This is a genomic window from Phytopseudomonas flavescens (assembly GCF_900100535.1).
GTDB lineage: Bacteria > Pseudomonadota > Gammaproteobacteria > Pseudomonadales > Pseudomonadaceae > Aquipseudomonas > Aquipseudomonas flavescens.
Window position 1 is genome coordinate 17,205 of sequence record NZ_FNDG01000026.1, and the last position, 26,293, is coordinate 43,497.

The following is a 26,293-nucleotide window of genomic DNA, read 5'->3' on the forward strand; positions in this document are numbered from 1 at the left end:
GAAGGCGTAGGGCTTCCCGCTTTGCGGTGAACTTCGCGTTTTTTTGCCTAGCTAGTTCCACATGGCGGTTAACCATGCCGTGCCATTCAGTAGGGCAGCGTCGGTAAACCTGCTCGCGCTCTGCATCGGTATGGCAGGCGAGCATCTGATCTGCGTAAGCCCGAGGTGAAGAGGGCGCTGGGGTCTGTTGCATGGCTGAACCTGCATCGTAGGGAACGACGCTAGGTTCGCGTGAGGCGGGGTCTGCGGGAGTTTCTTAAAGGCACAAGAAAAAGCCCCGCATTTGGCGGGGTTTCGCTGATTACTCGTTTTCTCCAGCGGCTTTGCGCATTACGCGCATCACCTCTTCGGCTTCATCGCCTGTGTATCCCTCGGACAGGAGTTCCTGCTTTCTGTCGACGGGCTTCGTCACGTCGTAGCCCAAGTCAGGAGATTCAATCTCGCGAGCGCACTGTGCGGAGTCATCCTTCCACCTCTTAGAGGCATACTGCTGCGATTGCTCGTCAGGAATCTTGTTCAGGCATGCCCCATTCAACGAGGCCACATTAAGCAGCATTTGCCTACAACCAGAGTAAACGAAGCGGGCCCTATACTTCTGATGGTCATCGGGCTGCGCTTCAAGGCGCGTGTCGACGGTTTTCATGATGGAGAATAGCGTGGGCAGGTTCCTGCTCTCACAGGCTCGCACGTTGCTATCCCATAGATTGACTGCCAGCGCTTGGTTCCCCCTAGCTTCCCGTGCGGCAACCTCGTCACTGACTGCTTTGGGAATATCCGCCGTGTGGCCAATAAGAGGCAAAAGCAGCACAAGTGCTGACAGTCCTTTTTTCAATGCACCGTTCCTTCATCGAACCCGAATAGGTCGGGCTCGTTGCGGCGATGCAAGGCCCGTTGACGGGCGATGATGTCATAAATGGTTGGTGAGGCAAGTCGGTATTTCCTTACCAACTCCATGGGCTGAATGTTGTGCTCGCGCCAGTCCCGAAAGATCGACGCGTCACGCACCGCCTTCTTCAGCGCATCGCCACGGGGCAGGTAGATCACCGAACCACCCATGGTGTCACAGATGGCAAACACCACAGCCCTTGCCAGTTCTGGCACCTGGGGTAAGTCCGGCATTTTGGTACGCAGCTCTGCCTCGGCTATCTCGACCATCTCTTTCAGCGTACCTTCCCAGCGATGCAAGATCGCGGGATCTGCCATGTTGGCCAGCACCTTTATAGGGTCTAGCTTGTCGATGTCATCTTCAAATAGTCCAGTCACTCACAGCCTCCCGTTGCGCTTAGCGTTGTAGATCAGCGCGGCAATCATTCGTGTCAGTTGGTCTCCATCGAGCCATTCCACTCGCTCGACTTTGAACATGTGTTGAGCCATGGCATCTGCGTAACTCCATGGGCGATTTGCCTCTGCGAGTAGCGCCTCAATCTTGCCAACCTGGGATTTACGGTCGGAGCTCGGCTTAGGTTTCGGGCGGTCGGTGCGCTTAGCTGCAGTCTTTGGCTTGAAGCCAAGCCTTTCCAGCTCAGCCAGCACACGACCGACCTGACCAGGTGTAAGGTCAGTGGATGATTTAACCCCGGCAACGCGAGCCAGAATGGCGTAGTAAGCGTCATCGTCCAGGCCAAGCTGGCGGCGGGCGATCTGGATCTTCTGTTTTGCTGCGCTCATACAGGACTCCTCGGGTTCATTGCGTCGAGGTAGGCGGCAGGGTTGCGCCTGGCCATGCTTGCCATGTAGCGCACGGCCAGGGTTATTGCCTCGTCGCGCTCTTCAAACCCGCCAACCTGCTGCATGGTTTCCAGGTCGCTACGGGTGCCACGGTAGGTGGTCACCTTGATTACCTCCGCACCCATGCGTTCACGGTGCTCGGCATCTCTGTCGCGTTTGTTCTGTTGCCGCTGGGCGTCTTGCTGACGCACCTGGGGTGTTCTCTTCTTGCTCATATTGGCTGCTCGTCAGTACCCAGCCACCACGCTGGGCAGACCGTCCCGGCTAGGCCGGGGCGGTTTCGCTTAGTGGATGGTGGGGTTGAGGGCGATCTTCTCAGCCATCGCCTGGCACTTATCGCAACTGCACGGGGCGCCTGCCTGCAGGGCATCTGGCAGTGGAATACGTGCGATCAGGCGAGCCTGCTGAATCATCACGCTGGTTAGCTGCGCAGCGCGCGTCTGGCCACCTTGCCCGCCGTGAACGCTGATGTTCACGCCGCCAATCTCTTCGTTGTCTTCAATGATGATCTGGAACTTAGCCATGGGTATTCTCGATATGTCCGTGTAAGTGTTGAGCGTCTGTCGCGCTTTGGTTTGTTTGCTCAGGCGCCCAGCGCCCTGAATCCTGGTTTGTTCTGTTCGCCAAGCTGCTGGATGAAGCGGGCTAACTCAGTGAGTGCAGCACGTTCGGTGGCGCTCTCGCGCATGCCCGGCACCAAGGTCTCCCCACCTGGGCCGGTTACCGCAGTACCCGCCAGCACCTTGTGCAGTACATCGCGGGTTCCTTTCGCGATCCCAATGGCGCCGTCTGGCACCTTGCGCCCAATCTGAATAGCGCCGTCCTTCCCGCAATGAGCGAAATATGTGATGTGCATATTCAAAGCTCCGCAAGGTTGAGACTGATAGGGGTGAAGCTGTCCGAGTCGCCAAGACGCTCATAGATGCGGACATAAGCTTTTGAACCCACCACCTGGCAGGCTTCGGCAATCGCAATCATTGCGCGGCTCCAGCGCTCGTCTTGAATTTCCAAGCGGCGCAGTGCGAGCACACGGGCCGTACTGATGTCGCCGTTCTTGTCGACGCGGAAAGCCTCGTTAACCACTGTCAGCAGCTCAGGCCGTGCCCCTTGCGTCCACTCGACCAAGCATTCGTCGATTAGTGATCGCGCAGCCTGCAGGCGCTCATCGAAGGCAATGCGTTCTTGGATAGCGCGCTGGATTTTGTAGCGCCCATCGAAGCTCAGCAGGCTGACATTGCCTTTCTTGCCGCCCAGCTTCGCGTTGTACTGCTCGGCGGAAAGATCCACGAATGCCTCGATGTCACCAAAAGCGCCTGCCTTAAATGCGACCATCTTCGCTTTGAGATCTCGTGCGAGATCGACCAGCTCGCAGACCAAGCGGTCGCGCTCCAAGTCGATTGGCTTGATCAAGCTTTCCAGCACCAGGCGTTTCTGTGCGTCCTGGCGATAACCATCTGGAATCGTGTTCATTGGTGCTGTTCCTTTGTCTGTTTGAGGCGGGGCTTCAAGCTGGCGATCAAGTCAGCCAACTGCCTCCGCCCATTGGTTCGTTGCGTATCTGTCAGCTCTGGTTTGGGCAGGGCCGGCAGTCCCTTGCGGGCAGGCATTTCTCTTAGAAGTCTGGCCGGTGCTGGCCAGCGGTCGCAGGTGGCAAACAAGGTGCTAAAGGCTTGCTTGAACCGCTCTGCGTCTTGCTCCTCCTCCCAGTAGCGGCCCTTGCTCAGGGCAACCAGCCAGATGTCCATAGTCTGAGTAACCGAGTCGGCGGCGGGCGCTCCGTCCAGGCGCAGGGCTATCAGCCCCATCAACCCCTGAGCCACTTCGCGCTCCAACCATTTATCCGCCATTGATGCGCTCCTGAAGCGCGGCGATGGCATTGGCTGTCTGGCTAGTTGGCCGGCCCGACAGGCGAGCTGTTGCGCCCGTTAATGCAACGGCTGTCGCTGCCTCTGGTTGCCATTGGCTGATTACCTGATACAACCAGCCATGCCCCTTGAGTGGAGTGACCAGCCGGCCAGATTCACGCGCAATGAGGCTCTGCTCAATGGCCCATACCCAGGCCGCTGGCGGTGCATCGTGAATCTGGCCGTTACGCTCGACCCGCTGGGCCTGCATGTCCGGCAACAGCTCTCCCAGCAGCTTGGCCACACGATCCAGCGTCAGTTCGCGGGCATCGGGACGAAAGAGACCCAGGTAGCGAATCAGCGCGTTGCCAAGCGGGCCTGACAACTTGAACGCAACACCCAGCGCTTCACGGGCACCGTCGTGTGCAATGAGCGCGTCAAGGCTCAACGTGGTTCCGCAGTTCGGGCATCGTGTGCGCATCAATGCAGCTCCCAGTCGTATCGCTTACGACTGCTGATGGGCTCTCGCCACTGAACAGTCACCCCATCGCTTACCGCTCGGTACAGCGTGCTACCTGCCGATGGTGACTGAGCGAACCCTTGCAAGGTCAGGCAATCAGCAATGCGGTTCGCCATTTCGTGGCTGATAACAATGCAGTTGTGTTCGCTGTCCTGGCTGAGAATCACAACGCCTGCACGGCGTAGTGCTCGGGATGCAGCGTTAAACGCGCAGAGCTGGTTCGCAAATACCTCAGTCAGCACCCTGAGCGGGCGCGGCTGCTCAATGGACGGTTGCATGGCCACCCCCTGTGCAGTTCGGATTCATCGGGCACTGCTGGCAGGCGCGCCAGTGCTGCATGGATTGCGGGTTATGAGTCGGCGCCGGGCGCGCGCGATAGCTTTGGCACTGCTCCACTGTGATCGGCTCAGCTACGGCGGCACACTCGATCCGACCAAGAACCTCCATAACACGGCGCTCGACACCAGCAGTGCTGGGGCTGGTGTACTTGTTGGCCAGCACCAGGCTTACTGCCGTGCGGCTCATGCCAATACGGGCTGCAGCTTTGCTCTTGTCGGTGCAGCTCGCTTCAGCGGCAAGCAGACGGATGAACAGGGGCGGTTCTGCTCCCCAGGCAGAGATGTCTACACGGCTCATTGGACTGTCCCCGTGCCAGTGATCGGGGCAAGCTCAAGGCGTGTGCGCTGCAGTAGGTCAGCCAACTCGGGGTGCTGCTTCCAGTCCATGCTTGACCACTCAGCCAGCAGGGCGCGAGCGCGCTCGTTTTCTTCTTTGGCCCACACGTCTTCGTAGGGCTCGCTCTGTTGACTGGCTGCCTTGGCGAAAGCCACGCGCTCAAGGTTCGGGTCATAAACCTGAAGAGACTGCATCTCATGTACGACAGGCGGTTTTGGCCCGGTGTAGCGTGAAGGAATTAGGCGGAAGGTGTCTCCAACCTTGGGCTTTGGGTTCTGAGTACGTACCACATAACCTGCTGTGGCCAGGGCATTGAGATAGTCCCTCAAGCGCCGTACGTTGATCTTGGCTTCACCAACACAAACTGCCGCATGCAACTCATGTATGGTCAGGTCATTGCCAAGGATGCGCAGTGTGCGCCAGACGTTCTCAATAGCGAGGTGAGCAGTTGTGCGCTCACCTTTGGCATTCAGCCGTGGGTAATCAACCCCTTCATCTTGCACTAGGCGCCAAACGACTCGAATGGGTAGCTTGTTCGGCTCAAGTACAGCGATGATTTTTGCCTGAGCTAGCGCATGGAGGTAGATCCTGACGTCTGCGGGCATCTGACAGGAACGGCGGGTGATATCGTGCATTGTGAAGCCTTCACCCAGCACGCGAATCTCATCCCAGATACGTTGCCGTGGCTCTTTACCCGTGGCTGCTGTGGCATTGAACGCTTTGCGTAGCATCAGCGAGCCCTCCTGATTGGAGCTTCGCCAGTGAACCAGCCACGATTGCCCCACGCTGCCAGGTCGATACGCTCACGCATCATTGCGCTGGCTTCGGATTGCACCTTGTACAGGTTCACCGCCGCACGGCGCAGGCAGCCACGGGTTGCACGATTGAGGTCTTCCAACAGGTCATCGCTGAAGGACATTTCGGGATAGCTCTGCTCAGCCAGTTGACGTAAGTCGTCCAACGTCGCCGGTTGTGCTGGAACCCACTCCAGCACTCTATTGTGAAGTCGCTCTAGCTTGGCGAGGGAGGCTGGTACTCGTTCTTCGCCGATCAGTACGATAGTGCCCTCACTGGCGTTGTAGACATCGGTCAGTACGTTTGCCACAGCCTTATCAAGCAGGTACTGCACGTCATCCACTATCAGCGGGCGGCGCGAGGCCGAAAGCTGTACAGCGATCTGGTCGACCATTTCGGACATAGTGCGGCCAGGGTGGATTGCCATCTCACGAAGGATGGCCTGCAAAAAAGCCTTTTTACTCCAACTGTCGCGGCACTCGACGTAGTAGCAGCGATGTTGATTCGCCGCGAAGGCAGCGGCTGCACTCTTGCCGTAGCCACTGGGGCCATACATGGCGACTAAACCCGGCAAGCCTATAGGGCGAGCTTGAGCTCGCTTCATGGCCCCGGACAATAGACCGACGTTGGTCAAAGGAACAATCTTGGTTACACTCATGTAGCTACTCCTAGTTTGCTAACGTGTTGGCACACGTTTAGTGCTGTAAACGCGGGCCCCTCAGCCCGCGTGTTGTTGAAACACTTCCTGCATCGCAATGAAGTCAGGATGATTCGGATACCGCTTCCACCAAGTCGCTTCTGCGTCGCTTAGTTCTTCCCCAGCGGTCAGCCGCTGATCCAGCTTGATCCACAACCGATACCGCGCTACGTCGTCGCCTGGCACCTCAAAGGTGGGCCGTTGAGCATCGAGCGTGCGGGCGTACTCCAGGGCCGCTGTGCGTTCGGCTGCGGGCAATGTGGCTGACGGTGCAGTGGTCGGTGCAATCATCTCGACTCGGTTGCCTGTCAACGTCTCAAGCTTGTCCACCGCTCGTTTGTATTGCCCTTGCGTACGTTTCTCCCTGGCTTGCTCGACCATGGTCAGTGGCATGTAATCGGTGCTGTTTCCATCCAGCTTCGCCACGCCGATCAGCTCGCCTTCCATGGTGTATGTCCAGACCTTGCTAGCATCTCTAACGTCATATGCCAGGCGTATTTCTTGCCCATGCAAGGCCGTTAGATCCGCGAGGAAATAGGTGCTGCCACCCCATGCAATCTCACCACGGCGAGTGGTGCGCGTTACCTGCGGACGCATCAACGACTCGACCAGCTCAACGCTCGCGCGCAGTGGCTCCCAGCCCTCGGTGATGGCGGCCTGCCAAGCCTCATTGGGGCTCTGGTGGCGCAGTACCCCTGTCTGGGGATCGCGTGCCTTGCCCAGGCCTCGGTGTGGGGTGTCGTTGTACTCGGTGATTTCGCGTTCAAGCCCGGCCATAAACACACCGAATTCGGGCATCAATCTGGTTTTGCCTGATTCGCGCAGCTCCTTACGGCCAATCCGATGCACCTTGGTGCCTGCGTGCTTATCCATGTCCGCGCCGATGTAGCTGGTCAGCTTCTTGGCTGCACGCACCCAAATGGTCTGGTGACCGCGCTCAGAGAGCCCTCTGGCCTGGCTGTTGTAAGGCAGCGAATGGGTCATGGTGCCGCCTAGGCGGTCGACGACCTCGCGGACGGTTTCATTAGCGAAGCCTGAGCCGTTGTCGACGTAGAAGATGGCGAACATGCACTCGCGCACCGCATCGCGCAGAGCATCAAGTACCCCGATGGCGGACTCAGCCTCACCGACCGACACCCCTACGACACGGCGGGTGGCCACGTCGAGAACGGTGGTTATCTCCGGGCGGTACGGCTTGCCTGTAAGCGGGTTAATGACCTCTGCATCAAACTTGTGACCATCAGCCGTATACACATCGCCCGGAAACAGGTTCTTGGTCGAGCGGCGCCGAAACGGTTGCAATGCCTTCAGTTCTTGTGGGCTTATGCGGCCCCGATTCAGGGCATCCGGCGATAGTTTCTTGAGGAAACGCTGCACAGCATGAATGCTCGGCGGAGTGCCTACCCAACCAGCAATAAACTCGGCGTAGCTTGCGGCAACCGTTGGCTTAGTAGGGCGCTGGTAGCACCGCAGAAACGCTGGCAGCCAATCAGGCAACTCCAAGTTCTGACGCTGACGCAGAGGTGCCAGAGAGTTTTCATCACGCTCGGCTGCGCGCCAGGTGGCGAGCCAGCGCTTTAAGGTGCGCTCGGACAGACCACGTTCGGCCGTCTTGCGGTCATTCGCCAAATCCACACGTGCCTGCAAATAGGGCGAGAGGGTGCCGGCTTGCGCATGGGACACCATGATGTTGATGGCCGTCTTCTGCGACACCAGATCCATCATGCGTTCAATCTCTCGGCAGAATGCGAGTCGAGCCTGCATTACTTGGCGCTGTTTTTCGTTTAAGCGTGATGCGTTTTTAGCGTCACGCTCATCTGTTAAGGACTCTTTCTCTTCGTGATGTTGTTGTTCATGCGGCGCTGTCTCTTCGACCGCTTTCGCCAACAATGCTTCTTGGGTGGCTGTCGGAAGCAGAGCGAATGAATATTCGATAGCCTTCGAGCCCAGCCGACGCTGACCTTCCCATTTATGGCGGGCAGCCAGTTGACGAACGCCTTGAACGGTTCCTGGCATGCCTGCAACGCCCGCCAGTTCTTGAGGCGTGAACCAGCTACGCATTCCTGTCACTCCGTCCCGATTTACTGTTCTCTACCGGACAATATCCGGTATCCTTTTTTGTGGACGTTGCGTTGGCTTCTGGCCTGTTTGGTCGCTGTCTAACCGGCGTGCCATCTGCGTTCCAGCGCTCTGGCCACAGCTGAGCAGGAAGGACGCCGAGAACTGCGGCAATTTCCCGTTCTACACGCGGGTAGGAGCGATGCTTAGCACTACGTATAGCGCGCTCGTTGAGCTCCATCTGCCGAGCGATTTCGGCGGTGCTTGTATGGCGAACGCGTAGCTGGAACTTGATCCATTCCCAGCGCCTGTCCAGATCTAGAGGTACGTCGAAGATTTCCATGTCAGACCATCTTTAGGGGTGGTTTTTTTGGGCTTCCTAACGCCCGGTTTCGGACAATTTATCCCGCATTCGGGAGCGAGTAAACCGCATTTGCGTGTTTCTATTCCCGAAAACGGACGAATGGCATTCTGGATTCGAGTGAATTCTTTATAAATCAGGTACTTACGTGGAAAAGAAAAACAGAGAAAATCTGCCTGAGCCCGTTTCTTTTCCGAATACGGGATTGGAAACCCGCATAGAGGCGATTGCTGACCTGTTCGCGTCCCGTAAGCAGGCAGCCGATGCAGCGCAGGTCTCACAGTCGACACTGCAGCGCTGGATTGCGGCAGAAGGAATGCCTGCGTTCAGTTCCATTGCGGCACTGGCGAGGGCGCAGGGCGTCTCCCTTGATTGGCTAGCATCGGGAGAAGGGGTGATGCAGCCGGGTGCAGGTGCTACGGATGTTGATGACATCTATGCCCACATTCCGCTCTATGACGCACACATCAGCCAGGGGCACGGTTCGTGGATTGAGGGCGCCCGTGTGCTCACGATGCTAGCGTTTACGCGTTACAGCCTGCGTAAGAAGGGGCTAGACCCGGCGACGCTTGCAGCGGTTCGAGTGGATGGTGATTCCAACGAACCGGAAATTAGTGACGGCGATACTGTCATGGTCGACCTTGGTCGCAACACGCTCCAGGGCGAAGCTTTCTATGTCATCCGCCTGGATGACCTGCTGTACGCTAAGCGGTTGCAGAGGCTGTTTGATGGCGGGGTGAAGGTCATCAGCGCCAATACAGCGTATGAACCAATGGTCGTACCTCAGGAGCGGCTGGACTCGCTGCAGATCATCGGCCGGGTAGTCTGGGCTGGCGGCTGGATGATTTAGAAAGTGCAGATGCCAAAAAGCCCGCGTATAGCGGGCTTTTTCATCTGTTTCCTCCAATTCGTCTCAAGCGTCTCTTTGGCCTCGATTTCTAGCAGCCTGTCCTGCCAACCCCGCACCACTCCTGGGTTTTCCGTTTTCTTCCGGCTTCTTCCGCCCCTTTTCCTTTAGTGCCATACAGAACACTTCCCCACAGTGCGGCAGCCGGGGAACCGAGGCAGGTGGCGCGCCGCGCCGCTCGCGGCGAGCGGTCACCCCGGCGGGAGCGCTCGCGAACAGGCTGGTCCGGCGCGCAGCGATTGGTGAGACGGCCACACACCTCAGGCGCGATCGCGCCTATGAGTGGATCCGGATGCCTTCGCCACAGCGGGCCGTGAAGCGTTCCAGGCGCTCCTGCAGGTTCCCCGCTGCAGGAGCGGCCAGCCGGGTCGACAGCGCATTGGCGTGGCGCAATGCCGCATCGAATGCCTCCACGTCATGGGCCGACGCCGGCTCGAATGCGCCCAGCATTCTGTTCTGCTCGTCGAACTGGGCATCCCAGCTTCTGAACACCAGGTTGTATTGCGGATTGTCAGCCTCTTCGTCGTATCGGGCGGTATCGGCTTCCAGGGCGACACGGCCTCCGAAGTCGGGCACCGGTGAGCGCAAGGCTGCCCATGCCATCTTGCCGTCGGGTGAAAACTTCACCACGACGAGACCCGGTTGCCATTCGATACACCAATAGAGGTTCTGGCCGTCGAGCACGTAGCCGTAGCGAGCGGCGGTCTGCACAATCGCCGCCGGGCCGGCGAGGTAATCCTCATCGCTCAACGGCGTCAGATGGGGCATGACCCGGGTGCCGAGGTAGTCGGCGTCCTGCTGATCGACCGGGCCGCTGTACAAGCCGTCAGGACAGGATTGTTCACTGATGAATACGATGTATTGCATGTCGCCTCGCGTATGTCGGTTATTTCGGGCGTGCCGTTCCCACCGCTGCACGGGGCGAGCCCTGGTTTTTCCCGGGCTCCGGCGCGGCCGTGGGTGAAACGTCAACAGACCCTGGAGCGGCGGACAAGCTTCGCGTTGTTCACCCGACCTATTCGAGCTACCTGGTCAGTCACTGCACGGGCACGGTGTACCACTGCCTGGCTCTGAGCACTATCGTTCGTTCCGGGATTTCGACGTCCGTATCCCCGACGGTCACTTTCCCCAGGTGCAGGGTCCAGCGTGATCCTGCTTCGGGCGGTGCAGTGTCGAAACGCAAATCAACGCCGCCATGCATGCCCCCGCTGTTGCTGGGGTCGACTGTTCGTTGGCGTACGGCGATATCCGGAATCTTCCCTGCCCATGGCAGACCTGGCGATATGTTTTCCGCGTCCGGGCTGGTTATATAAAGCGTCGGCGTGATGCGCTCGCCGTTTTCCTTTTTTATATAGGCGTCCTTGGCGGAATAACTCATAGAGGCCGAGCCTCTTTTGAAGTCATTCACATACAGGTAGATCCAGGTGCTGGACTGCTCCACATAATGGATTTTCGTCACGATTTCGAAGGGCTGCGGTTTTCCCTGTGTGGTGACTTCGAAGCTGTGAACACTCGGCCATCCGCTCTCGCCCTCGAACCAGGTTCGCGGCGGTGTCGATCCGATGCATGCACTGAGCAAAAAACAGAGAGAATAAACAGTGCCGATCTTCCATGGCTTGCACATGACTGCCTCTACGTCCTGACGTTTGGTTGCGGGGTCTGTAGCCGCCCTGCCAAGCCCTATGGCGTCTTGGCCCCAGGCTCGACCCTTCGCTGGTGTTGACGAGGGACTGCGTGTCACCAAGCGATTGCCAAACAATCAGCCTTCGGGCGAAACGACTGGCGCCTTGGCCGCTTCATTGGCCAGTTTCAGCCTGTCGGCCTTGCAGATGTACTTGGCTTTGTTCTTCGGCGCCAGCTTGGCATTGGCTTTCTTGGCATGGGCTTCCAGCAGCTGTTTTATTTTCTTGCGGCGATTCATGGTTTACCTGCCTTGAGGCCAGAGGGCCTGATACAAGGACGCCCATCGAGCCGGGCTGACGCGAGGCGTGATTCCCGGCCCAATGGGGGGGTGTCGTGAGGGGAGGGGCTTAAACCCGCTCGGTCCCCATATCGTACTCGTTGGCATCGACGATACGCACACGCGCCGTGTCGCCCGGCTGCAAGTCGGTGCCTTCGATGAACACGCCGCCGCCGATTCCCGCAGGCACATTCGGACGGCTTGTCCTGTCACCGGGATGGATCGTATGCATGGGCCCGCTCGTCCCACTGCAACGGGTAATCCTCGACAGCGACCCGCCAGGCGCAGCCGGGAACCGCGTTGCGAATCGCCGACAGGCATCTGCACCAGTGCTGTAAGCCTAGCCATGTGGCGTCTTCCCTGTTGTCTGGCAATTTGGTCGAGCCGGAGAAGACAGTGCCTGTCTCCAGCAAGCCACCCGGCTCGGGATTGACGGTGAAATCGAAGGATTCCCAATTGAGGCCCTTACCCGTGGCCAGGAACTGTTCGATCTGCCCATCGACACGGTAATGCCCGACAATCGCCGTGATGGTCGCAACTTCGCTGCAGGTCAGGGGCGCCTTGCGTTTTGCTGCGTAGTGAACGGAAACGGCCAAGCTGCCTCCAGAACGTTGAGGTGTGTGAGAGCGGTTCGCGCCAAGGTCGATTGAGTACGCGCTAGATATCCGCCAAGCTCGAAAGCGTCTCATTGAAGCGCTTCAGCGTTCCGTCTTTCAAGTAAACAGCGATCGCCAGGAAGGGCGCATTGAGACAGCAGAACGCGAAAATGCCCCATAAGCCTTCGTTGAGCAGAACGATAGCCGACACCACAAGCACGAGCGCCGAGATGAACAGGTACGCTCTTCGCAGTGGGATAAAGCTTCGGCGGTCAGTTTCGATATTTCTCATTGCAAGTCTCAAGCGCCCCCAGTAGGCAGTAGACGAAGCATGACTATCCAGTGGGGCAATGTACCCTGTGCCCCCTCTGATACTCGTCCAGATTGGACGCTTGCAGCATACCAACTGGTAACTTCGGTCAGCCCCAGGCGTGATCCCGGAGCCAACGGCGTTAGCGATCACCACTCCGCAGTCGCCGCGCTCGACCCAGGCTGCCGGCCCAAGGGCAGGGTATGGGCCGTGCCTCAGGTGAGCAGCCGCCTCAGTAGTTCATGGCCCAGGTGAGGGTGTAGGTGCGACCGCGGCCCTGGTAGTCGTACAGGTAGGCGGGACCGTAGGTCGGCGAATAGAACATCGTCGCGCGCTGGCCCCAGACGGTGCTGTACTGCCGGTCGAGCAGGTTCTGGATGCCCAGCGACAGGTTGCCCATGCCGAGTTCACGGCTGCCCATCAGGTCGAGGGTGGTGAAGCCCTGGATGCGGTTGCCGTCGTCGTCCTCCAGGCTGCGTGCGTGGTTGACCTGCAGCCGCGCCTGGCTGAGGTCGTCGCTCCAGCCGAAGAAGGCCGTGGCCTTGGACAGGGAGCTGGACTTGGCATCGCGTTTCTTCCAGTCGCCCTGGTCGTCCTGCTCCTGCGAGCGCACCAGGTGCAGGTTGCCGCCCGCCTGCCAGCCGCTGTCGAAGTGCCGGGTCAACGCCGTCTCGAAGCCGTAGTCGCGGCTTTTCTTGCTGGCGACGTCGATGTTCAGGGTCGCGGTGTCGATCTCGATGACCTTGTCGGACCAGATGTAGTACAGCGCCGCCTGGGCCTCCCAGGCGCTGTCGGCATAGCGCCAGCCGGTTTCCACCTGGCGGCTCTTGATCCCGGCCAGGGGGTTGGCGGCGACGTCCAGGCCGGCGCGCCCGTAGTATTTGGCCGGGTCGGCCAGGTCGAAGCCTTCGCTGTAGTTGGCCCACACCTGCTGGCCCGCGCCCAGCTCATAGAGCGCGCTGAGGTTGTACAGGTCGACCTCATAGTCGTTGTCGCCGCCGGGGATGCCGCGGTAGTCCTCGACTTCGACGTCCATGTGCTGGCGTCGTGCACCACCGGAGAAGGTCAGCCGCTCGGTGGCCTTCCAGTCCAGCTGCAGGTAGCCGGACAGGCCCGCGACCCGGTAGCTCGGGTAGCGGGGCGCTTCGCTGGCGGTGACCAGGTCGAGGCCGCCGCTCTCGGACGAGACACGTGCGTCGAAGGTCTTCTGGGTGGCGTTGAAGCGCTCGCGATCCAGGTCCAGGCCGTAGGTCAGCTTCCAGGCGTCCCATTGCTTGGCGAACAGCGCCTTGAGCCCGGACATCTCGAAATTCTGCTGCGACGCGGCGAAGTACACGCCGTTGCTGCCCGTGGGCGTGCCCCGGTTGTAGTAGGTGAAGGGGTAGAAATTGTCGTTCTCGCGGCGATGGTAGCCTTGCAGGTAGAAATCCTGGCCGAGCAGGTCGGTATGGTGGTAGCTGGCGTTGAACAGGGTGCGCTGGGTACGCGGCTCCAGGTCGGTGGCGTAGCCGCTGCGCAACTGGGCGTCATCGAGGTTGGACGGGCCGTTGTAGTTGAGGTTGGGGAAGTAGATGCCCGTGCTGCCGTCGTAGCCGGAATCGTAGTACTGGGCCAGCAGATCGAGGCTCTGCTGCTCGTCCAGGGTCAGGCCGAGGCTGCCGAGCACGTCGACGCGCCGGTTGTACTGCAGGTCGGTCTGGGTATTGTCGAGGAAGATCTGCTCCCCCGCGGCGTCGTAGAAGGCCTCGTTCTTTTCCACGGATACCCCGAGTCGCCCGCGCACGCTGTCGTTGCCACCGCTCACCGACTGCGCCAGGCGGCTGGACAGGTCGTCGCTGGCGTTGAAGCCGCTGCTCAGGCTGGCCTGGGTCTGGAAGCCGAGGGGACCGCTTTCGCCCTTGCGGGTGATGATGTTGATGATCCCGCCGGTGGCGCCGCCGCCGTACAGGCTGCTGGCTCCGGAGAGCACCTCCACGCGCTCGACGTTGAACGGGTCGATGCTGTCGAACTGCCGCGACAGGCCACGCGAGCTGTTCTGGCTGACCCCGTCGATCATCACCAGGACGCCGCGTCCGCGCAGGTTCTGGCCGTAGTTGGTACGGCCCTCGGGGCCGAGATCCAGGCTCGGGACCAGCTTGCCCAGGGCCTCCTTGAGGCTCACCCCGGTCTGCAGCTGTTCGCGCAATTGCGCCTGTTCCACCACCCATACGGTGCCCGCGGTCTCGCTCACCGAGGTTGGCGTACGGCTGCCAACGGTGACGGTCACGTGGGTCTGCTGCAGATCGATGGCCCCCTGCCGTTCGCGGGGCGCCACGGTCAGGGTGCCGCTGGGGGTGACGCTCAGCTGCAGCGGCGAGCCCCGCAGGACCTGGCGCACGGCCTCTTCGTCGCTGTAGTGGCCCTGCAGGGCTGGGGCGGACAGATTGCGCGTCAGCGCCGCATCGAAGGCGATGCCGCGGCCACTCTGCCGAGCGATGGCGGTCAGGCTGTTCTCCAGCGGGCCGGCCGGCAGGTCGAAACCGAGCAGCCGCTGCTCGGCCAGCACCGGTTCGACGTCGTCGGCGCTGGCATAGGGGGCGCTCAGGGCCAGGGCCAGGGCCATGGCCATGGCCAGGGGCGTGAGCGGGTGGCGGAATGGGCGGTGCATGGGGCGTATCTCCAGGGATCGGGATCGATGCCTGTGTTGTGACGCGACGGCCACGAATATTAAGGGCCGCCCGCAAAAAACTTCCGGGAGACGTTTTTGCCGACGGCCGGCCTCAGCGCCGACTCACCCGGGTCCACCAGCCCAGGCGCTGCTCCACGTGGATCGGCAGCACCTCCTCCAGCGAGCGCAGTGCCTGTTCGCTGTCATCCAGCGGGAACACGCCGGAAACCCGCAGCACGGCGGCGTCGTCAGCCACCTGCAAGACCCCGCGGCGATAGGGGCGCAGCGCCTCGACCACGTGCGCCAGAGGCTGGTCGTGGACTTCCAGCACGCCGTCTGCCCAGCTGTCCGCAGTGGCCTGGCGTGGGTCCAGGGGGTGGATGCCTGCGTGATCCAGGCGGGCACCCTGACCACTGCCCAGTTCGAGCCGCTGGCCGGCCGGCACGCTGACCTGCACCCGCGACTCCTGCACCCAGACCCGGCTCTGCCGTTGTTCGAGCACCACCGAGAAGCGCGTGCCCAGGGCGCGTGCGTCGCCGAACGCCGTGCGTACCACCAGCGGCCGCTGCGGGTCGGCGGCGACCTCGATGAGCAGCGCGCCCTCATGCAGGATCAGCAGGCGATGGCGTGCATCGAAGCGCTGTTCGACGCGGCTCTGGGCATTGAGCAGCAGGCGGCTGCCGTCCTCCAGCTCGATGCGGCGGCGTTCGGCGATGCCACTGCGCAGGTGCGCATTGCCCAGCGGCAGCACGCCGCTGCGCTGCAGCCACCAGCCGCCCAGCGCGAGACCGCCCAGGCCCAGTGCGCCACGCAGCAGATGGCGGCGGCTCGGGGCGCTACGGCCGAGGGCCAGGTGGCTGCCCGCCGGCAGGCCGTCGAAGGCCTGGCCGAGGCGTTGCTGCACCCGCTCCCAGGCCTGGCGGTTATCCGGGCTGGCCTGCAGCCACTGTTGCAGAAGCCGCGCCTCGCTGTCGCTCATGCTGCCGGAACGCTGGCGCGACAGCCATTCCACGGCCTCGGCTACCGCGGCGGGCAGGCGCTCAACGGCCATCGTCTTCCAGGGCCAGGTAGCACAGGCTCATGGCCTTGACCACGTACTGGTGCACGCGTGGCGCGGAAACACCCAGGCGCCGGCCGATCTCGGCGTAGGTCAGGCCCTCGAGCTGGCTGTAGAGGAACGCGCTGCGCCCTCGCGGCGACAGCCCGTCGAGCATGGCATCGATGTTCAGCAGGGTTTCCAGGGCCAGTGCCCGTTCTTCCGCAGACGGTTCGTGGCGTTGCGGTTGCTGCGCCAGAACCTCGAGGTAGGCGCGCTCCAGGTCGCGGCGGCGCCAGCTGGCGAACACCAGCCGTTTGGCGATGGTGGTGAGCAGGGCGCGGGGCTCGCGGATGCCCTGGTGGTCGGGGAGGGCCACCACCTGGGCGAAGGTTTCCGCCGCCATGTCCGCGGCGTCGTGACGGCAGCCGAGACGGGCGCGCAGGCGCTCCAGCAGCCAGCCATGGTGGTCGCCGAACATCTGTCGCAGAACGCGATTGCGGGCCAGGTGCTGGCCATCGAAAGAAGCGGAGGGCATATGTCGACAATGCTTAATGAAAATTATTATCAAAGATTGCCGTGTGCCCGTGGCGATTGCAACAGGCAGGGTTACTGGGCACGCCAGGCTTCGTCAGCGCCACGAGCCGGGCGACAGGGGCTGGCGCCTGAACCGTGCCGCGCGGGAGCTACCTGGGTGGAGGTCAGGGCTCAGCCCGAAGCAGGTCATGAAGGGGTTCGGCACCTGGCGATATGACGGACTCCGAGCCATCGTCAATGGCCGTGAGCCTGAATGCCGTTTTCGCTGGCTGATCCTCGATCACGCGAACACCGTCGATGACGCACAGCACGCCGAACAGGGTGGCGTCGGCCGCTTCCCGCATGGCGGCGGCAACATTGGCCTGCCCGGCAGGGTCGAGGCCAAGGTACCAGTTGGAGAGATCGACCAGGGCTTGGGCGGGCCTGCGGCCGGGCGGTGACTGGAGCAGGTGCAGGCTGTCGTGAACGGCAGCGTCCGCGCACTCGCGTTGGAGTGCATCGACGAAGTCGTGTGGCGTCATTTTCTTGGCCCTGATGGGTGAGGTGAGTGGTGTCGCTCGGCTTGGTTGGGCGGTTAGACCACCGGCCGGGCGTCCATAACCCTGTCGAGCTGCTGCTCCAGTGCTGCGGTGCTGCAGCGCGATGTCGCTTCGATGAGCGCGGTTCGGGATCGGCAATCGATCGTCACCTCGACGCAGGACGGCCGTTGATCGCCAGGAAACCTGCGCAGGAGCAGATGAACGACCGAGCCGCACTGCCAGGTTGCCCTGTCCAGTGACCATCTGGCGTCGGAGGGTGACCAGACCAGCGCCTGCGAAGCTACCTCGACGATGCGCGGATGGCAGACCCACTGAGAGGCACGCGCTTCCCACGGTTCGACGTGAACCGCATGGGAACCGTCCGGAGAGACACTGATTTCGCTAGCTGTCTGCAAGGGCCTGATACCTATGGCCTGGCACGTGGCTGTGGCGGGTTTCTGGCCGCGCCAGCCAGCGGCGCCGGCGGGATTGAATGATTACCGGCCACGCCCTCAGTCCCAGTAGATGGTGAAGACCTGATAGCCAGCCAGCGGCTCTGGTGCCGCCGCGTGCTTGCCATAGGGCCAGCCGGGACTGATACCGTCCGACTGCCACCCGTCGATCCATCGATCGGCGATTTCCTGGGGGGCAGACGAATAGATATGAATGTTTTCGGCGGGCGCCCAATCGCCCAGTCTCTCGGCATCGGTCCAGTCCTGGTGGATGCCGACGAAGACGCCCTGGACATCAGGCCTGGCCTCGATCTCCTTGAGGCGAGCGTAGAGCTCACCAATCGAGGGGCGGCCATAGCCCCACTGGTTGGGCGCAATCGACTCTTCTTGCTCGTTGCCGAGAAAGTAATCGTCGATGGAGACGATGGGAAAATGCGCGTCGTCGATCTCATCCAATGCGGCGATTTTCGCGAGCAGTGCCGTGCCTAGATCCATCTCTTGCCCTCTGACCGATACATCAACATTAGCGGGTGAGTCACACACCGAAGGGGCGCGGAAAACCTGCCGCGCAGGTTTTCATGATGAGCACGCAGCGACGCTGGCTTCAAACCCGCTCGGCCCACATGTCGTACTCGTCGGCATCGACGATACGCACACGCACCGTGTCGCCCGGTTGGAAGTCGGTGCCTTCGATGAACACGCTGCCGTCGATTTCCGGGGCGTCGGCCCAGGAGCGGGCCACGGCGCCCTGGTCGTCGACTTCGTCGATCAGAACGTCCATCTCGCGGCCGATCTTCATCTGCAGGCGCGCGCTGCTGATGGCCTGCTGGTGGGCCATGAAGCGGTCCCAGCGATCCTGTTTGACGTCATCGGGCACCACCTCGGCGTCCAGGTCGTTGGCCGGGGCGCCTTCCACCGGCGAATACTGGAAGCAGCCGACGCGGTCGAGCTGGGCTTCGCTCAGCCAGTCGAGCAGGTACTGGAAGTCTTCTTCGGTTTCCCCGGGGAAGCCGACGATGAAGGTCGAACGGATGGTCAGATCCGGGCACTGCTCGCGCCAGGCCTTGATGCGCGCCAGGGTGCGGTCTTCGAAGGCCGGGCGCTTCATCAGCTTGAGCACGCGCGGGCTGGCGTGCTGGAAGGGGATATCCAGGTAGGGCAGCAGCTTGCCGGCGGCCATCAGCGGGATGATGTCGTCGACGTTGGGGTAGGGGTACACGTAATGCAGGCGCACCCACACGCCCATGCTGGAGAGCGCCTCGCACAGTTCTTTCATGCGCGTCTTGACCGGCTGGCCGTTCCAGAAATCGGTCTTGTACTTGAGGTCGACCCCATAGGCGCTGGTGTCCTGGCTGATCACCAGCACTTCCTTGACGCCGGCCTTGACCAGGCGCTCGGCCTCGCCCAGCACGTCGCCCACCGGCCGGCTGACCAGCTTGCCACGCATCGACGGGATGATGCAGAAGCTGCAGCTGTGGTTGCAGCCTTCGGAAATCTTCAGGTAGGCGTAGTGACGCGGGGTGAGTTTCACGCCCTGGGGCGGCACCAGGTCGATCAGCGGATTGTGATCCTGGCGCGGCGGCACCACTTCGTGCACGGCTTTGACCACCTGCTCGTACTGCTGCGGGCCGGTGACCGACAGTACGCTGGGGTGCACGTCACGGATGTTGCCTTCCTCGACGCCCATGCAGCCGGTGACGATGACCTTGCCGTTTTCCTTGATGGCCTCACCGATCACTTCCAGGGACTCGGCCTTGGCGCTGTCGATGAAACCGCAGGTGTTGACCACCACCACGTCGGCGTCCTGGTAGGTCGGCACCACTTCATAACCTTCCATGCGCAGCTGGGTCAGGATGCGTTCGGAGTCCACCAGGGCTTTCGGGCAGCCAAGGGAAACGAACCCAACTTTTGGGGTGGCGGTGGTGGTCATGCAGGTGAACCTCAGGGCTAAGACGGGCCGGGCGCTTGGGGCGCCTCTGGTCAAAAAGTGCGCAATTCTAGCGGCGTGCGCAGGACTTTGCCAGCGCTGCCGACGAGGCGTTTTGCTGACGGTCGCAACAGCGGTGCAGCGAATCTGCCTGAACTGGCTCGCACGGGATGGGGAAGGGGGGGGGCGCAGGCAGGAGTGGGCGCTGGCAAAACGGTATCGCTTTGTGTTTTGTTATAAGGTAACATTTCTGGCTTGCCAGGATCGGGTTGGGGGTTTCACCGAGCCATACGGCGAAGAGCCATCGTTCTCGGATTATTGAGCGTAAATGAAACGTTATATCTTCCTATATCGCTCCTGGCGACCTGCCCGATGACTCACCTGACATCATCTTTGCCCACATGGAGGTTTCTATGATTCACCGTCATCCACTGGCCTGGGCGGTTGCCGCCAGCCTGCTGCCAACCGGGCCGCTGTTGGCTGCCGAGGACCGGGCGACACTGCAGCTCGGTGCGTCCGTGGTCAGCGCCAGTGCCCTCGACAGTACGCAGAACGAAATGGTCAGCCCCGCCGAGGTGCTCGACGGCGAGGCCCTGGTCCGGCGTCGTGCATCGACCCTGGGCGAAACCCTCGACGGCCTGCCGGGGGTGCACGCCAGCAGCTTCGGTGCCGGCGCCAGCCGCCCGGTGATCCGCGGCCTGGACGGGGCGCGGGTGAAGGTCCTCAGCGATGGTGTGGACACCCTCGACGCCTCGACCATCAGCCCGGATCACGCGGTGACCAGCGAGCCGCTGTTCGCCGAACGCATCGAGGTGCTCAAGGGGCCGGCCACCTTGCTTTACGGCGGCGGTGCCATCGGCGGGGTGGTCAACGTGCTGGACAAGAAGATTCCCACCCGGGTGCCGGAGAAGGGCTACGAAGGCGACCTGGAGTTGCGCGCCAACACGGTGGCCGACCAGGGCGCCGGGCTGTTCGGCATCACCGCGGGCAGCGGCAACCTCGCCCTGCGCGCCGAAGGCAGCAAGCGCCAGGACGAGGCCTACCGCATTCCCGGTTCGCCCGGCCGCCAGCAAGGGGCCTACAACGACACCGACAGCTACAGCCTGGGCGCCAGCTTCATCGGCGAGCGCGGCTACCTGGGTGCGGCCTACAGCGAGCAGAACCTGCGCTACGGCCTGCTGGCCCATGAACATGCCGATTGCCACACCCATGGTGAGCGCGATTGGCACTGCAGCGCCCATGATCATGACGAGCACGACGAAGACGAGCACGAACACGACCATGACCACGAGCATACCGGCGTCCCCTACGTCCGCATGAAGCAGAAGCGCTGGGACCTGCGTGGCGAACTCAGCGACCCCCTGCCAGGCTTCGAGCTGGCCAAACTGCGGGTCGGTCACAGCGACTACCGACACGACGAGATCGAGGGCAGCGAGGTCGGTACCTCATTCAGCAACGAGGCCAGCGATGCCCGCCTGGAGCTGACCCATGCGCCGCTGTTCGGCTGGCGCGGCGTGCTCGGCGGGCAGACCCAGCGCCGGGATTTCCAGGCCGCCGGCGAGGAGGCCTACGTGCCGCCGACCCTGACCCGCAACCACGCGCTGTTCCTGCTCGAGGAGTACCGCGTCGGCAGTTGGCGCTACGAACTGGGCCTGCGCCACGAGTGGCAGGGGATCGACGCGCAGGGCGAGCAGAACACCCGCCATCGCGGTACATCGGCATCGGCCGGCGCGGTGTGGACCTTCGCACCGGACTATTCCCTGGGCTTCTCGCTGTCCCGTTCCCAGCGCCTGCCCACCGCCGAAGAGCTGTATGCCAACGGTCCCCATGCAGCCACCCGCACCGTCGAACTGGGCAACGTCGATCTCGACGAAGAGACCTCGCACAACGCCGAGCTGACCCTGCGCAAGTTCGCCGGGCGCACCACCTTCACCCTGAGCCTGTTCCGCAACCAGGTGAGCGACTTCATCTACGCCGCCGACAGCGGGCGCGACGTGGGTGGCGGTTTCCGCGAGATCGAGTACCGCCAGCAGGACGCCGTGCTCACCGGGGCCGAGGGCTCGCTGACCTACGCCCTGGGGGCGGCCACGGACGTCACCCTGTTCGGCGACCACGTGCGCGGTCGGCTCGAGCAGGGCGGCGACCTGCCGCGCATTCCCGCCGATCGCCTGGGCGTGCGCCTCGACCAGGCCTTCAGCGAGGCGCTCAGCGGACAGCTGGAGTTCTACCGCGTGCAGCGCCAGGACCAGCTCGCTGACTACGAGACCGAGACCGCCGGCTACAACATGCTCGGCGCCGGCCTGAGCTATCGCGGGCGCCTCGAGTCCAGCGACTACCAGGTCTTCGCCAGGGCGGACAACCTGCTCGACGAGAAGGCCCGCAGCCACAGCTCGTTCATCAAGGACGACGTGCTGTTGCCAGGGCGCAACCTCACCGTCGGTGTGCGTCTGGGGTTCTGAAAGCCTGCGTTTGGCCTGGCTGCGGCTGGCGGCCGCTACTTGCCCTGGCGTTTGTCGATGGCCTTGATCAGGCGTTCGGCCAGCGCCGGGTAGTCCTTGTCGTAATGATGGCCGCCGGGCAACTGCAGCTTCTCGCCGACCGCCCCGGGTTGGGTACAGCCGCTTTCCGCGGCTTCTTCGCTGCCATACACGCACAGCACCTTGTCGGCGGGTAAGAGAGCCAGTTCCGGGCCGGTGGCCGCTTCGCTGGCGTCCTTGCCGAGCCAGCCCTGGACGTGGATCTCGAAGGCGCCGCTGCGCGCCAGGGCCAGCAGCAGCACGGCGTCGACCTGGCTCTTGTCGCTGTCCGGCAGGCGGTTGTAGAGCGCCGGCATCACGTCGGCGCCGAACGAATAGCCGATCAGCACGAAGCGCTTGGCATGCCATTTCTCGCGGTACTCGCGCATCAGCTCGGAGAGGTCGCTGGCGGCTTGCTCCGGGCTCTTGCGTTGCCAGAAATAGCGCAGGGTGTCGACACCGACCACCGGGTAGCCACGCATGGCCATCTGCTCGGCGACTGCGCGATCCAGATCGCGCCAGCCGCCGTCGCCGGAGTAGAACAGGCTCACCGTGTCGCCAGGCTGGGGCGCTGGCGCTTCCACCACTGGCAGGGCGTCGCTGGTGCCCTGCAGCAGGCGGCGCAACTGGGCGGTGAGCAGCGTCCTGGGGGCGGTCTTGTAGTCACCGATCAGGGTTTCGGCATTGGCCTGCTGGCGCACGAAGCGGGCGCTGGCGTCATCCGGGTTGTCATTCCACACCGCCAGCCAATGGCCATGAGCGCTGCGTGCCGGAGGCGGCGTGTCGCAATCGGGCTTGGAAAGCGAGAAGCCGACCGACAGGGCCTGGGCCTGGTCGTTGTCCTGGGTGGCGAGCCAGCGCCAGGCGAGCATGGCGCTGTTGTCGCTGCCGGCGAGCAGATCCAGTGCGCCGCCCATCTTCGTGGTGGCCTCTTCCAGGCGCTTGTCCTGGGCCTCGCAGCTCTGCGCCGTGGCCGGGTACTGGCCGATCGCGGCATGGTTGGATTGCGCCAGTTCCAGCAGCTGCGCATCACCGAGCTGCTGCTCGGCGGGTAGCGCAAGGAGCACCCGGCGTTGCACCCTGCCACCCGGGGTGGCGATCACCAGGTCACCGCCGGAGGCCAATGGGTGGCGCGCCAGGCTGGCTTCGGCAGCTGGCCGCAGCCAGTAATAGAGGCCAGCGGCGAGAAGCGCGAGCAACAGGATCAGGATCGGTAACAGGCGTTTGGCGGTGCGAGTCATCAACGTTTCACCAGTCCGGTAAAGCCGCCAGCGATCAGCGCAGCGGTATCGGTCAGGGCCACCAGCGGGTCGAGCCCGGCCGGTACGGCCATATAGCGGGGCTCCCAGTCCGGCTGGAACTTGTCCTTGAAACGGCGCAGGCCCTGGAAGTTGTAGAACCCCTCGCCCCGCTGGAACACCAGGGCGCCGAGACGCTGGGCCAATGGTGCGCCGCGACGCGGCTGCAGGCCGGATAGCGGCACCATGCCAAGGCTGAACCGGGCGAATCCGGCTGTCTTGAAATGCAGGATCAGGCCGAGCATGAGAAATTCCATGGTCAGCTTCGGCGCATCGGGCAGTACGCGCATCAGGTCCAGGGTGGCCAGGTCGCGGCTGTCGGTTTCCAGCAGGTTGGCGAAGGCGACGGCACGGCCTTCAACGCGTGCCACGACGATGCGGAAATGGCGCAAATAGGCCGGATCGAAGCGGCCGAGGGAGAAGCCTTTCTCGCGCATCTGCTTGCCGTTCAGCCAGGCGTCGGAGATGCCGCGCAATTCCTCCAAAGGGGCTTCGCCGGGCGCGTGGAACTCCAGCACCAGGCCATCGCGCTGTCCGCGGTTCCAGGTGTAACGCAGATCCTTCATGGTCTTGCCGGTGCTTTCCAGGTCGAAACGATTCAGGTCGACCCGGGCTTCTTCGCCCAGCTTGATGGCCGTCAGGCCGATGTCCATGTACAGCGGCAGGTTTTCGGCACGCACCTGGTAGAACACCGGGCGGGTATGGTGGCGGTCGCACAGGTCGCGGAATTGCCAGACCAGCTCGGCACGTCGCTGCGCCGTACCGATGGGGTCGAACAGGGCGACCATGCTGCGCGCGCGGCGTGAATACATCAGGAAGGCATCACCCTGCGGGTGCACCAGCAGCGCCTTGTCGCCCGTCAGCGCCAGGCCGCCGTCGGCCTGGCCGGACGCCTTGACGATGCGCGCTGCACTGTCCAGCTCTTCCTGGTCGGGCAGGGTCACGGCCGGCGGCGCGGCGCGCAGCAACCAGACGAGAAACACCACGCCGAGCAGCAACACGCAGCCCAGTGCGGCGCGCAGACCGCGCGGCGCGTCGGCATTCACCGCGAACTGCCACCACAGCTGGTTTTCGTAAGGCACGTCCTGGTAGGCGAAGAACAGCAGCCAGATGGAGGCGCCGAGCACGCAGGCACTGGCAGCCAGGTGCCAGGGCGAAAAGGGCAGCTCCATGATCCGGCTGGGGCGATAGAAGTAGGGACGGAACAAGGCCAGCAGGCCCGCCGTTATGCTCAGCAGCAGCGCTTCTTCCCAGTCGAAGCCCTTGAGCAGCGACAGCACCGCCCCGGTGACCAGCAGCCCCAGGGTCATCGCCCAGGCGGCCGACAGGCGACGGCGCAGCCCCTGGGCGAGCAGCAGGCAGAGCAGGCCGATCAGGCTGGCGCCGAAGTGCGAAGCGTCGATCAGTCGATGCGGGATGAGAAAGTCGAGAATCTCCAGGCGCTCGTCCAGGCTCGGTGTCGCGCCGGAGAACAGCAGTACCATCCCGGAGATGAACACCAGCAGCGCCAGGACCGGCGCTGCCAGGCCGCTGGCGGCGCGAATCGCCTGGCGTGCATCGACCAGGCGACGCAACTCGATGGCCAGCAACAGCAGGCACGCCACCAGCAACGGCAACACGATATAGATGAGGCGATACAGCAGCAGTGCCGCCGCCAATGGCGCGGCACCGATCTCGTTGGCGAAGGCGGCCAGCAGCACCGCCTCGAATACGCCCACGCCACCGGGTACGTGGCTGAGCACGCCGGCAGCCAGCGCCAGCAGGTAGACCAGCAGGAAGGTGGTGAAGGGCGGGGCCTCGGGCAGCAGCAGGTACAGCACGCCGGCCGCGGCACTGACATCCATCAGGGTGATCAGTACCTGGAGCAGCGTGAGGCGGGTATCGGGCAGGCGCAACAGGTGCCGGCGCAGGCGCACGGTCACGCAATCCGCTGCCGGCCGTTCGCTGAGGCGGGCGCGGTGCAGGGCCAGAAGCAATGCACCGTCCAGGCCCAGAAGCACCAGGCAGAGGCTGACCAGGACAGCTTGCGGCAGATGCAGGGCGGCTGACGCGGCAGCGGGATCCGCCAGGGCCGCCAAGGCCGCCAGCAAGGGGAGCACGCAGCCGAGTGACAGGCTGGCGAAAACCGTCATGCGTGCCACTTCGCCGGCGCCGATGCCGTGGCGAGCATAGAGGCGATAGCGGATCGAACCGCCGGAAAGCATCGACAGGCCGACCGCATTGCCGATGGCGAAGGCACAGAAGCCGCCAGTGGCCCATGTCCGAGTCGGCAGGCTGACGGCCGCGTAGCGGCTGGCTGACCACTCGTAGCCGAGCAGGGCGATGAAACCGAGGATGGTCAGGCCGACGGCACCGAACAGGTTGGCGGTCGGTACGGCCAGTATGGACTGGTGCAACGCACTGGGATCGAGCTCATTGAGCAGGTGCCGGCAGGCGAACAGCGCGACCACGAACAGCAACAGAGCGGCGCTCAGCCCCAGTGGCTGGCGGTATCGATCCAGGCGTTGGCGCCATAGCAGGACTTGAGATTTGGGTACGGAGGGTGGGGCAGTAGCGTCGGAGCTGGCGCGCATCGGATACCTCTTGGGTAGTGCGGCTCAGATTGGAGTACGGAAGCCAAGTTCCTTTGTGTGACAAATAATGTATGGGTGCATGCGGGCTGCTTCAAGGGAGCGATGCCTGCCGCCATGAAAGATTTGTCTGCACACGAGGATAGTGCCTCGGGCCGAGTTATGCAGGAGGGGCCCTGGCGTTTTTCGGCTGTCCATAAAACGAAAGCCCCGACAGCTGGGCTGTCGGGGCTTTCGTTTCGAAGGTGGTTGCGGGAGCCGGATTTGAACCGACGACCTTCGGGTTATGAGCCCGACGAGCTACCAGACTGCTCCATCCCGCGCCGGCAATTCTATACGAG

At 62.6% G+C, this 26,293-nt stretch carries 31 protein-coding genes, 1 tRNA gene and 1 other RNA gene; 2 read left to right on the top strand and 31 right to left on the bottom strand.

Features of this window, described 5'->3' with window-relative positions; genetic code table 11:
- Positions 1-301 precede the first annotated feature (301 nt).
- From BLR94_RS24130 to BLR94_RS24200, 16 genes are all read right to left on the bottom strand, one after another.
- The gene (locus BLR94_RS24130) at positions 302-832 is read right to left on the bottom strand and encodes a hypothetical protein (protein ID WP_084308526.1); all 531 of its coding nucleotides are present in this window, start codon (positions 830-832) and stop codon (positions 302-304) included.
- Entirely contained in the window at positions 829-1,263 is a 435-nt protein-coding gene (locus BLR94_RS24135; RefSeq protein ID WP_244158256.1) for a Mor transcription activator family protein, read from the bottom strand. Before BLR94_RS24135 ends, BLR94_RS24130 begins: the two co-directional genes overlap by 4 nt.
- A complete protein-coding gene (locus BLR94_RS24140) occupies positions 1,264-1,668 on the bottom strand; it encodes a gp16 family protein (RefSeq protein WP_084308527.1) in 405 nt (134 codons plus the stop codon).
- On the bottom strand, positions 1,665-1,943 hold the full coding sequence (locus BLR94_RS24145; protein ID WP_084308528.1) for a hypothetical protein: 279 nt from the start codon (positions 1,941-1,943) through the stop codon (positions 1,665-1,667). Before BLR94_RS24145 ends, BLR94_RS24140 begins: the two co-directional genes overlap by 4 nt.
- An RNA gene (locus tag BLR94_RS24150) (hammerhead ribozyme type II) lies at positions 1,943-2,014 on the bottom strand. The genes BLR94_RS24145 and BLR94_RS24150 overlap by 1 nt, the downstream gene beginning before the upstream one ends.
- A complete protein-coding gene (locus BLR94_RS24155; RefSeq protein WP_084308529.1) occupies positions 2,013-2,252 on the bottom strand; it encodes a hypothetical protein in 240 nt (79 codons plus the stop codon). Before BLR94_RS24155 ends, BLR94_RS24150 begins: the two co-directional genes overlap by 2 nt.
- Positions 2,253-2,311: 59 nt before the next feature.
- A complete protein-coding gene (locus BLR94_RS24160) occupies positions 2,312-2,584 on the bottom strand; it encodes a hypothetical protein (protein WP_084308530.1) in 273 nt (90 codons plus the stop codon).
- 2 nt (positions 2,585-2,586) lie between these two features.
- Positions 2,587-3,198 (bottom strand): DUF3164 family protein, encoded by a 612-nt coding sequence (locus BLR94_RS24165; protein WP_084308531.1) that lies wholly within the window; start codon positions 3,196-3,198, stop codon positions 2,587-2,589.
- Positions 3,195-3,575 (bottom strand): hypothetical protein, encoded by a 381-nt coding sequence (locus BLR94_RS24170; RefSeq protein WP_084308532.1) that lies wholly within the window; start codon positions 3,573-3,575, stop codon positions 3,195-3,197. Before BLR94_RS24170 ends, BLR94_RS24165 begins: the two co-directional genes overlap by 4 nt.
- The gene (locus BLR94_RS24175) at positions 3,565-4,020 is read right to left on the bottom strand and encodes a hypothetical protein (protein ID WP_244158257.1); all 456 of its coding nucleotides are present in this window, start codon (positions 4,018-4,020) and stop codon (positions 3,565-3,567) included. Before BLR94_RS24175 ends, BLR94_RS24170 begins: the two co-directional genes overlap by 11 nt.
- Positions 4,021-4,052: 32 nt before the next feature.
- The gene (locus tag BLR94_RS27355; RefSeq protein WP_139207500.1) at positions 4,053-4,370 is read right to left on the bottom strand and encodes a hypothetical protein; all 318 of its coding nucleotides are present in this window, start codon (positions 4,368-4,370) and stop codon (positions 4,053-4,055) included.
- A complete protein-coding gene (locus BLR94_RS24180; RefSeq protein WP_084308534.1) occupies positions 4,354-4,728 on the bottom strand; it encodes a hypothetical protein in 375 nt (124 codons plus the stop codon). The genes BLR94_RS27355 and BLR94_RS24180 overlap by 17 nt, the downstream gene beginning before the upstream one ends.
- A complete protein-coding gene (locus BLR94_RS24185) occupies positions 4,725-5,498 on the bottom strand; it encodes a hypothetical protein (RefSeq protein ID WP_084308535.1) in 774 nt (257 codons plus the stop codon). The genes BLR94_RS24180 and BLR94_RS24185 overlap by 4 nt, the downstream gene beginning before the upstream one ends.
- Positions 5,498-6,220 (bottom strand): AAA family ATPase, encoded by a 723-nt coding sequence (locus BLR94_RS24190; protein ID WP_084308536.1) that lies wholly within the window; start codon positions 6,218-6,220, stop codon positions 5,498-5,500. The genes BLR94_RS24185 and BLR94_RS24190 overlap by 1 nt, the downstream gene beginning before the upstream one ends.
- 60 nt (positions 6,221-6,280) lie before the next feature.
- Positions 6,281-8,320 carry a DNA-binding protein gene (locus BLR94_RS24195; protein WP_084308537.1) on the bottom strand — a complete coding sequence of 680 codons (2,040 nt, stop codon included), beginning with the start codon at positions 8,318-8,320 and terminating at the stop codon, positions 6,281-6,283.
- Positions 8,313-8,660 (bottom strand): helix-turn-helix domain-containing protein, encoded by a 348-nt coding sequence (locus BLR94_RS24200; protein ID WP_084308538.1) that lies wholly within the window; start codon positions 8,658-8,660, stop codon positions 8,313-8,315. Before BLR94_RS24200 ends, BLR94_RS24195 begins: the two co-directional genes overlap by 8 nt.
- Positions 8,661-8,826: 166 nt before the next feature.
- Between BLR94_RS24200 and BLR94_RS24205 the strand changes: the two genes are divergently transcribed.
- Positions 8,827-9,528, top strand: coding sequence for a LexA family transcriptional regulator (locus BLR94_RS24205; protein WP_244158258.1), 702 nt, complete (start codon positions 8,827-8,829; stop codon positions 9,526-9,528).
- Between the two features lie 333 nt (positions 9,529-9,861).
- Here BLR94_RS24205 and BLR94_RS24210 read toward each other — a convergent pair whose 3' ends face one another.
- From BLR94_RS24210 to rimO, 12 genes are all read right to left on the bottom strand, one after another.
- On the bottom strand, positions 9,862-10,452 hold the full coding sequence (locus BLR94_RS24210; RefSeq protein ID WP_084308539.1) for a hypothetical protein: 591 nt from the start codon (positions 10,450-10,452) through the stop codon (positions 9,862-9,864).
- A gap of 169 nt (positions 10,453-10,621) precedes the next feature.
- Positions 10,622-11,209, bottom strand: coding sequence for a hypothetical protein (locus BLR94_RS24215; protein ID WP_084308540.1), 588 nt, complete (start codon positions 11,207-11,209; stop codon positions 10,622-10,624).
- A gap of 135 nt (positions 11,210-11,344) precedes the next feature.
- The gene (locus BLR94_RS24220) at positions 11,345-11,506 is read right to left on the bottom strand and encodes a DUF2986 domain-containing protein (RefSeq protein WP_084308541.1); all 162 of its coding nucleotides are present in this window, start codon (positions 11,504-11,506) and stop codon (positions 11,345-11,347) included.
- A 109-nt stretch (positions 11,507-11,615) separates the two neighbouring features.
- A complete protein-coding gene (locus tag BLR94_RS27620; RefSeq protein WP_167359804.1) occupies positions 11,616-11,777 on the bottom strand; it encodes a hypothetical protein in 162 nt (53 codons plus the stop codon).
- Positions 11,755-12,141: a hypothetical protein gene (locus tag BLR94_RS24225; protein ID WP_175154258.1), complete on the bottom strand. Its 387-nt coding sequence runs from the start codon at positions 12,139-12,141 to the stop codon at positions 11,755-11,757. The genes BLR94_RS27620 and BLR94_RS24225 overlap by 23 nt, the downstream gene beginning before the upstream one ends.
- 61 nt (positions 12,142-12,202) lie before the next feature.
- Positions 12,203-12,433 (bottom strand): hypothetical protein, encoded by a 231-nt coding sequence (locus BLR94_RS24230; protein ID WP_084308542.1) that lies wholly within the window; start codon positions 12,431-12,433, stop codon positions 12,203-12,205.
- A 250-nt stretch (positions 12,434-12,683) separates the two neighbouring features.
- The gene (locus BLR94_RS24235) at positions 12,684-15,098 is read right to left on the bottom strand and encodes a TonB-dependent receptor (protein WP_084308543.1); all 2,415 of its coding nucleotides are present in this window, start codon (positions 15,096-15,098) and stop codon (positions 12,684-12,686) included.
- A 112-nt stretch (positions 15,099-15,210) separates the two neighbouring features.
- Positions 15,211-16,149: a FecR family protein gene (locus BLR94_RS24240; RefSeq protein WP_084308544.1), complete on the bottom strand. Its 939-nt coding sequence runs from the start codon at positions 16,147-16,149 to the stop codon at positions 15,211-15,213.
- Positions 16,139-16,672, bottom strand: a complete 534-nt coding sequence (locus tag BLR94_RS24245) for a sigma-70 family RNA polymerase sigma factor (protein WP_084308545.1) — start codon at positions 16,670-16,672, stop codon at positions 16,139-16,141. The genes BLR94_RS24240 and BLR94_RS24245 overlap by 11 nt, the downstream gene beginning before the upstream one ends.
- Positions 16,673-16,835: 163 nt before the next feature.
- Complete coding sequence (locus BLR94_RS24250) at positions 16,836-17,192, bottom strand: hypothetical protein (RefSeq protein WP_084308546.1); 357 nt, start codon at positions 17,190-17,192, stop codon at positions 16,836-16,838.
- Between the two features lie 509 nt (positions 17,193-17,701).
- Positions 17,702-18,136: a hypothetical protein gene (locus tag BLR94_RS24255; protein WP_084308547.1), complete on the bottom strand. Its 435-nt coding sequence runs from the start codon at positions 18,134-18,136 to the stop codon at positions 17,702-17,704.
- Positions 18,137-18,245: 109 nt separating this feature from the next.
- Positions 18,246-19,571: a 30S ribosomal protein S12 methylthiotransferase RimO gene (gene rimO / locus BLR94_RS24260; RefSeq protein ID WP_084308548.1), complete on the bottom strand. Its 1,326-nt coding sequence runs from the start codon at positions 19,569-19,571 to the stop codon at positions 18,246-18,248.
- Between the two features lie 410 nt (positions 19,572-19,981).
- Here rimO and BLR94_RS24265 point away from each other — a divergent pair, with 410 nt between their 5' ends.
- Positions 19,982-22,027 (top strand): TonB-dependent receptor, encoded by a 2,046-nt coding sequence (locus tag BLR94_RS24265; protein ID WP_084308549.1) that lies wholly within the window; start codon positions 19,982-19,984, stop codon positions 22,025-22,027.
- Between the two features lie 35 nt (positions 22,028-22,062).
- Here BLR94_RS24265 and BLR94_RS24270 read toward each other — a convergent pair whose 3' ends face one another.
- The 3 genes from BLR94_RS24270 to BLR94_RS24280 form a co-directional block, all read right to left on the bottom strand.
- Positions 22,063-23,325, bottom strand: a complete 1,263-nt coding sequence (locus BLR94_RS24270; RefSeq protein ID WP_084308550.1) for a virulence factor family protein — start codon at positions 23,323-23,325, stop codon at positions 22,063-22,065.
- On the bottom strand, positions 23,325-25,955 hold the full coding sequence (gene mprF / locus BLR94_RS24275) for a bifunctional lysylphosphatidylglycerol flippase/synthetase MprF (protein ID WP_084308551.1): 2,631 nt from the start codon (positions 25,953-25,955) through the stop codon (positions 23,325-23,327). The genes BLR94_RS24270 and mprF overlap by 1 nt, the downstream gene beginning before the upstream one ends.
- Positions 25,956-26,198: 243 nt before the next feature.
- Positions 26,199-26,275 (bottom strand) — tRNA-Met (locus tag BLR94_RS24280).
- Between the last annotated feature and the right edge of the window lie 18 nt (positions 26,276-26,293).

Excerpts from the sequence above, each read along its gene's own strand:
- BLR94_RS24140 (WP_084308527.1), bottom strand. The coding sequence starts at position 1,668 with ATGAGCGCAGCAAAACAGAAGATCCAGATCGCCCGCCGCCAGCTTGGC.
- BLR94_RS24145 (WP_084308528.1), bottom strand. The coding sequence starts at position 1,943 with ATGAGCAAGAAGAGAACACCCCAGGTGCGTCAGCAAGACGCCCAGCGG.
- BLR94_RS24155 (WP_084308529.1), bottom strand. The coding sequence starts at position 2,252 with ATGGCTAAGTTCCAGATCATCATTGAAGACAACGAAGAGATTGGCGGC.
- BLR94_RS24160 (WP_084308530.1), bottom strand. The coding sequence starts at position 2,584 with ATGCACATCACATATTTCGCTCATTGCGGGAAGGACGGCGCTATTCAG.
- BLR94_RS24165 (WP_084308531.1), bottom strand. The coding sequence starts at position 3,198 with ATGAACACGATTCCAGATGGTTATCGCCAGGACGCACAGAAACGCCTG.
- BLR94_RS24170 (WP_084308532.1), bottom strand. The coding sequence starts at position 3,575 with ATGGCGGATAAATGGTTGGAGCGCGAAGTGGCTCAGGGGTTGATGGGG.
- BLR94_RS27355 (WP_139207500.1), bottom strand. The coding sequence starts at position 4,370 with ATGCAACCGTCCATTGAGCAGCCGCGCCCGCTCAGGGTGCTGACTGAG.
- BLR94_RS24180 (WP_084308534.1), bottom strand. The coding sequence starts at position 4,728 with ATGAGCCGTGTAGACATCTCTGCCTGGGGAGCAGAACCGCCCCTGTTC.
- BLR94_RS24185 (WP_084308535.1), bottom strand. The coding sequence starts at position 5,498 with ATGCTACGCAAAGCGTTCAATGCCACAGCAGCCACGGGTAAAGAGCCA.
- BLR94_RS24190 (WP_084308536.1), bottom strand. The coding sequence starts at position 6,220 with ATGAGTGTAACCAAGATTGTTCCTTTGACCAACGTCGGTCTATTGTCC.
- BLR94_RS24195 (WP_084308537.1), bottom strand. The coding sequence starts at position 8,320 with ATGCGTAGCTGGTTCACGCCTCAAGAACTGGCGGGCGTTGCAGGCATG.
- BLR94_RS24200 (WP_084308538.1), bottom strand. The coding sequence starts at position 8,660 with ATGGAAATCTTCGACGTACCTCTAGATCTGGACAGGCGCTGGGAATGG.
- BLR94_RS24210 (WP_084308539.1), bottom strand. The coding sequence starts at position 10,452 with ATGCAATACATCGTATTCATCAGTGAACAATCCTGTCCTGACGGCTTG.
- BLR94_RS24215 (WP_084308540.1), bottom strand. The coding sequence starts at position 11,209 with ATGTGCAAGCCATGGAAGATCGGCACTGTTTATTCTCTCTGTTTTTTG.
- BLR94_RS24220 (WP_084308541.1), bottom strand. The coding sequence starts at position 11,506 with ATGAATCGCCGCAAGAAAATAAAACAGCTGCTGGAAGCCCATGCCAAG.
- BLR94_RS27620 (WP_167359804.1), bottom strand. The coding sequence starts at position 11,777 with ATGCATACGATCCATCCCGGTGACAGGACAAGCCGTCCGAATGTGCCT.
- BLR94_RS24230 (WP_084308542.1), bottom strand. The coding sequence starts at position 12,433 with ATGAGAAATATCGAAACTGACCGCCGAAGCTTTATCCCACTGCGAAGA.
- BLR94_RS24235 (WP_084308543.1), bottom strand. The coding sequence starts at position 15,098 with ATGCACCGCCCATTCCGCCACCCGCTCACGCCCCTGGCCATGGCCATG.
- BLR94_RS24240 (WP_084308544.1), bottom strand. The coding sequence starts at position 16,149 with ATGGCCGTTGAGCGCCTGCCCGCCGCGGTAGCCGAGGCCGTGGAATGG.
- BLR94_RS24245 (WP_084308545.1), bottom strand. The coding sequence starts at position 16,672 with ATGCCCTCCGCTTCTTTCGATGGCCAGCACCTGGCCCGCAATCGCGTT.
- BLR94_RS24250 (WP_084308546.1), bottom strand. The coding sequence starts at position 17,192 with ATGACGCCACACGACTTCGTCGATGCACTCCAACGCGAGTGCGCGGAC.
- BLR94_RS24255 (WP_084308547.1), bottom strand. The coding sequence starts at position 18,136 with ATGGATCTAGGCACGGCACTGCTCGCGAAAATCGCCGCATTGGATGAG.
- rimO (WP_084308548.1), bottom strand. The coding sequence starts at position 19,571 with ATGACCACCACCGCCACCCCAAAAGTTGGGTTCGTTTCCCTTGGCTGC.
- BLR94_RS24265 (WP_084308549.1), top strand. The coding sequence starts at position 19,982 with ATGATTCACCGTCATCCACTGGCCTGGGCGGTTGCCGCCAGCCTGCTG.
- BLR94_RS24270 (WP_084308550.1), bottom strand. The coding sequence starts at position 23,325 with ATGACTCGCACCGCCAAACGCCTGTTACCGATCCTGATCCTGTTGCTC.
- mprF (WP_084308551.1), bottom strand. The coding sequence starts at position 25,955 with ATGCGCGCCAGCTCCGACGCTACTGCCCCACCCTCCGTACCCAAATCT.